Origin of the sequence: Cryobacterium sp. HLT2-28, assembly GCF_004402495.1 — a bacterium.
GTDB lineage: Bacteria > Actinomycetota > Actinomycetes > Actinomycetales > Microbacteriaceae > Cryobacterium > Cryobacterium mannosilyticum.
This window is the reverse complement of the sequence record NZ_SOFH01000015.1, coordinates 1-5,872: the sequence shown is the minus strand read 5'-3', so window position 1 is coordinate 5,872 and position 5,872 is coordinate 1. Positions and strand designations below refer to the sequence as shown.

Here is a 5,872-nt window from a genome sequence, read left to right as displayed (position 1 = left end):
GGCCTGAAGTTGGGTGCGTCCGATCCTTGAGAACTCAACAGCGTGCACAATGTCAAATGCCAAAAACCTCGGTCGTAGGGCTCCTTTCTAGGGAGTACCGCGGAAGAGATTCCTTTGGAAAACATTTAAACAACAAAGCAAGTCAGTAATGATTTGTTCTGTCAGTTTCAAACTTGTGTCTGGTCCGCCCATTCCGGCGGTCAGTCACACTAGATGTGCCGGATGCTTGCATCCGTGCAATCAAACATTTACGGAGAGTTTGATCCTGGCTCAGGACGAACGCTGGCGGCGTGCTTAACACATGCAAGTCGAACGGTGATGAGGAGCTTGCTTCTCTGATCAGTGGCGAACGGGTGAGTAACACGTGAGCAATCTGCCCTTGACTCTGGGATAAGCGTTGGAAACGACGTCTAATACCGGATACGACCTTTGGAGGCATCTCTGGGGGTGGAAAGAATTTTGGTCAAGGATGAGCTCGCGGCCTATCAGCTAGTTGGTGAGGTAATGGCTCACCAAGGCGACGACGGGTAGCCGGCCTGAGAGGGTGACCGGCCACACTGGGACTGAGACACGGCCCAGACTCCTACGGGAGGCAGCAGTGGGGAATATTGCACAATGGGCGAAAGCCTGATGCAGCAACGCCGCGTGAGGGACGACGGCCTTCGGGTTGTAAACCTCTTTTAGTAGGGAAGAAGCGTAAAAGTGACGGTACCTGCAGAAAAAGCACCGGCTAACTACGTGCCAGCAGCCGCGGTAATACGTAGGGTGCAAGCGTTGTCCGGAATTATTGGGCGTAAAGAGCTCGTAGGCGGTTTGTCGCGTCTGCTGTGAAAACCCGAGGCTCAACCTCGGGCCTGCAGTGGGTACGGGCAGACTAGAGTGCGGTAGGGGAGATTGGAATTCCTGGTGTAGCGGTGGAATGCGCAGATATCAGGAGGAACACCAATGGCGAAGGCAGATCTCTGGGCCGTAACTGACGCTGAGGAGCGAAAGCATGGGGAGCGAACAGGATTAGATACCCTGGTAGTCCATGCCGTAAACGTTGGGAACTAGATGTGGGGACCATTCCACGGTCTCCGTGTCGCAGCTAACGCATTAAGTTCCCCGCCTGGGGAGTACGGCCGCAAGGCTAAAACTCAAAGGAATTGACGGGGGCCCGCACAAGCGGCGGAGCATGCGGATTAATTCGATGCAACGCGAAGAACCTTACCAAGGCTTGACATATAGAGGAAACGTCTGGAAACAGTCGCCCCGCAAGGTCTCTATACAGGTGGTGCATGGTTGTCGTCAGCTCGTGTCGTGAGATGTTGGGTTAAGTCCCGCAACGAGCGCAACCCTCGTCCTATGTTGCCAGCACGTAATGGTGGGAACTCATGGGATACTGCCGGGGTCAACTCGGAGGAAGGTGGGGATGACGTCAAATCATCATGCCCCTTATGTCTTGGGCTTCACGCATGCTACAATGGCCGGTACAAAGGGCTGCAATACCGCAAGGTGGAGCGAATCCCAAAAAGCCGGTCTCAGTTCGGATTGAGGTCTGCAACTCGACCTCATGAAGTCGGAGTCGCTAGTAATCGCAGATCAGCAACGCTGCGGTGAATACGTTCCCGGGCCTTGTACACACCGCCCGTCAAGTCATGAAAGTCGGTAACACCCGAAGCCAGTGGCCTAACCCGCAAGGGGAGGAGCTGTCGAAGGTGGGATCGGTGATTAGGACTAAGTCGTAACAAGGTAGCCGTACCGGAAGGTGCGGCTGGATCACCTCCTTTCTAAGGAGCACAGCAGTGCCGTCTGTCTACAGCGGAACACCACTGCCAAGCCATTTCGGAAACACACGTTTTCCGGTGGCGCTCATGGGTGGAACATTGACATTGATGCAGAACCAAGAGGTTCTAATCCAGTACATGCTCTTCGGGGTATCGGAAAGGTTGGTTTCTGGCGGGTCTGTATANGGAGCTGTCGAAGGTGGGATCGGTGATTAGGACTAAGTCGTAACAAGGTAGCCGTACCGGAAGGTGCGGCTGGATCACCTCCTTTCTAAGGAGCACAGCACCTCTCCTCTGTATACAGGGAGATCAAGGTGCCAAGCCATTTCGGAAACACACGTTTTCCGGTGGCGCTCATGGGTGGAACATTGACATTGATGCAGGTCTAGAACGTTAGATCCCGGTACGCTCGCTTGTTGTTTACAGCAGGGGAGTTGGAAAGGGTTGAGCGTCGAGGGTTTGCATATTGCACGCTGTTGGGTCCTGAGGGACCGGAACAACTTGGGCTTCGGCCTGGTTGGACTGTTCCTCTGGACCTTTTCTCAGTCACATCATTCGTGGCTGGGTGAGGGTACCGCCCGTACTTTGAGAACTACACAGTGGACGCGAGCATCTTAAATTTGATCGGACTTCGGTCCGACAGATTACAAAGATCAAAACACTCTTTGAGTGTTAGATCATTGGTCAATTTCTGTCGCGGATTTTATTCGTGANGTTCCTCTGGACCTTTTCTCAGTCACATCATTCGTGGCTGGGTGAGGGTACCGCCCGTACTTTGAGAACTACACAGTGGACGCGAGCATCTTAAATTTGACAGTCTTCGGACTGCAAATTACAAAGATCTAAGCAATTAGATCATTGGTCAATTTCTGCTCCGGCGTAAGTCGGGGCACCAATCGATTCAAACTCATGTGATTTCAAATTTCTAAGAGCAAACGGTGAATGCCTTGGCATGTAGAGCCGAAGAAGGACGTAGTAATCTGCGATAAGCCTCGGGGAGTTGATAAACGAACTGTGATCCGAGGATGTCCGAATGGGGAAACCCCGCCAGGCCCGTGAGGTGACCTGGTGACTCCCGCCTGAATATATAGGGCGGGTAGAGGGAACGTGGGGAAGTGAAACATCTCAGTACCCACAGGAAGAGAAAACAATAGTGATTCCGTTAGTAGTGGCGAGCGAAACCGGATGAGGCTAAACCGATCATGTGTGATAGCCGGCAGGCGTTGCATGGTCGGGGTTGCGGGACTTTTCTGCTGCTTCTGCCGAACAGTGAGGGTTAGAACGTTGTATAGACGAACAGGATTGAAAGCCTGGTCATAGAGGGTGCGAACCCCGTAGTCGAAATGCAGCAATCGCCCGAAGAGTATCCCAAGTAGCACGGGGCCCGAGAAATCCCGTGTGAATCTGTCAGGACCACCTGATAAGCCTAAATACTCCTACATGACCGATAGTGAACAAGTACCGTGAGGGAAAGGTGAAAAGTACCCCGGGAGGGGAGTGAAATAGTACCTGAAACCGTTTGCTTACAAACCGTTGGAGCCAGCTTTGTTCTGGTGACAGCGTGCCTTTTGAAGAATGAGCCTGCGAGTTAGTGATATGTGGCGAGCTTAACCCGAGAGGGGAATGCGTAGCGAAAGCGAGTCTGAATAGGGCGATTCAGTCGCATGTCCTAGACCCGAAGCGAAGTGATCTATCCATGGCCAGGTTGAAGCGACGGTAAGACGTCGTGGAGGACCGAACCCACTTCAGTTGAAAATGGAGGGGATGAGCTGTGGATAGGGGTGAAAGGCCAATCAAACTTCGTGATAGCTGGTTCTCTCCGAAATGCATTTAGGTGCAGCGTTGCGTGTTTCTTGCCGGAGGTAGAGCTACTGGATGGCCGATGGGGCCTAAAAGCTTACTGACGTCAGCCAAACTCCGAATGCCGGTAAGTGAGAGCGCAGCAGTGAGACGGTGGGGGATAAGCTTCATCGTCGAGAGGGAAACAACCCAGACCACCAACTAAGGTCCCAAAGCGCGTGCTAAGTGGGAAAGGATGTGGAGTTGCACAGACAACCAGGAGGTTGGCTTAGAAGCAGCCACCCTTGAAAGAGTGCGTAATAGCTCACTGGTCAAGTGATTCCGCGCCGACAATGTAACGGGGCTCAAGCACGCCACCGAAGTTGTGGCATTGATATTTTTGGTAAGCCGCACCCTTGTGGTGTTGGTTCAGCCGTGTTGATGGGTAGGAGAGCGTCGTGTGGCCAGCGAAGCGGCGGTGTAAACCAGCCGTGGAGGCTACACGAGTGAGAATGCAGGCATGAGTAGCGAAAGACGGGTGAGAAACCCGTCCTCCGAAAGATCAAGGTTTCCAGGGCCAGGCTAATCCGCCCTGGGTAAGTCGGGACCTAAGGCGAGGCCGACAGGCGTAGTCGATGGACAACGGGTTTATATTCCCGTACTGGCGAAAAACCGCCCAAGCTAATCCAGTAATGCTAAGCATCTGAATCCCCTAGACGGATCCCTTCGGGGTGACGCGTGGGGCCTAGCGTGCGACCCTATGCTGGTGCGGTTAGCGTATTAACAGGTGTGACGCAGGAAGGTAGCTGAGCCGGGCGATGGTTGTCCCGGTCTAAGGATGTAGGCCGAGAGATAGGCAAATCCGTCTCTCATATAAGGCTGAGACCCGATGGGTAGCCCGTAAGGGCGAAATCAGTGATCCTATGCTGCCAAGAAAAGCATCGACGCGAGGTTTTAGTCACCCGTACCCCAAACCGACTCAGGTGATCAGGTAGAGAATACTAAGGAGATCGAGAGAATCGTGGTTAAGGAACTCGGCAAAATGCCCCCGTAACTTCGGGAGAAGGGGGGCCTGAGGCGTGAACGGACTTGCTCCGGGAGCGTTCGAAGGCCGCAGAGACCAGTGGGAAGCGACTGTTTACTAAAAACACAGGTCCGTGCCAAGTCGCAAGACGATGTATACGGACTGACGCCTGCCCGGTGCTGGAAGGTTAAGAGGAACGGTTAGCCGCAAGGCGAAGCTGAGAATTTAAGCCCCAGTAAACGGCGGTGGTAACTATAACCATCCTAAGGTAGCGAAATTCCTTGTCGGGTAAGTTCCGACCTGCACGAATGGCGTAACGACTTCCCAGCTGTCTCAACCGCGAACTCGGCGAAATTGCATTACGAGTAAAGATGCTCGTTACGCGCAGCAGGACGGAAAGACCCCGTGACCTTTACTACAGCTTGGTATTGGTGTTCGGTGTGGCTTGTGTAGGATAGGTGGGAGACTGTGAAGCTTGGACGCTAGTTCGAGTGGAGTCAACGTTGAAATACCACTCTGGTCATATTGGATATCTAACTTCGAACCGTGATCCGGTTCAGGGACAGTGCCTGGTGGGTAGTTTAACTGGGGCGGTTGCCTCCTAAAAAGTAACGGAGGCGCCCAAAGGTTCCCTCAACCTGGTTGGCAATCAGGTGTCGAGTGTAAGTGCACAAGGGAGCTTGACTGTAAGACTGACAAGTCGAGCAGGGACGAAAGTCGGGACTAGTGATCCGGCAGTGGCTTGTGGAAGCGCTGTCGCTCAACGGATAAAAGGTACCTCGGGGATAACAGGCTGATCTTGCCCAAGAGTCCATATCGACGGCATGGTTTGGCACCTCGATGTCGGCTCGTCGCATCCTGGGGCTGGAGTAGGTCCCAAGGGTTGGGCTGTTCGCCCATTAAAGCGGTACGCGAGCTGGGTTTAGAACGTCGTGAGACAGTTCGGTCCCTATCCGCTGCGCGCGCAGGAAATTTGAGAAGATCTATCCCTAGTACGAGAGGACCGGGATGGACGAACCTCTGGTGTGTCAGTTGTTCCGCCAGGAGCACCGCTGATTAGCTACGTTCGGAACGGATAACCGCTGAAAGCATCTAAGCGGGAAGCCGGCTTCGAGATGAGATTTCCATCCCTTCGGGGGAGAGGCTCGCAGCTAGACTACTGCGTTGATAGGCCGGATGTGGAAGAGGGGACTAAAGACCCTTGGAGCTGACCGGTACTAATAAGCCAATAATTTGATAACACACCAGTTTGAATAAGCTGCAAGCGTCCACTATGTGGTTCTCGATGTACGGTCGAGAACAA

2 rRNA genes are annotated in these 5,872 nt (G+C 53.4%); both read left to right on the top strand.

From position 1 onward, the window contains the following. The first annotated feature begins 247 nt into the window (after window positions 1–247). A 16S ribosomal RNA gene (locus tag E3O48_RS06110) occupies window positions 248–1,769 on the top strand. Window positions 1,770–2,681: 912 nt separating this feature from the next. Beyond that, window positions 2,682–5,810: ribosomal RNA gene (locus E3O48_RS06105) — 23S ribosomal RNA — on the top strand. Together the 16S and 23S rRNA genes form the textbook arrangement of a ribosomal RNA operon. The last annotated feature ends 62 nt before the right edge of the window (window positions 5,811–5,872 follow it).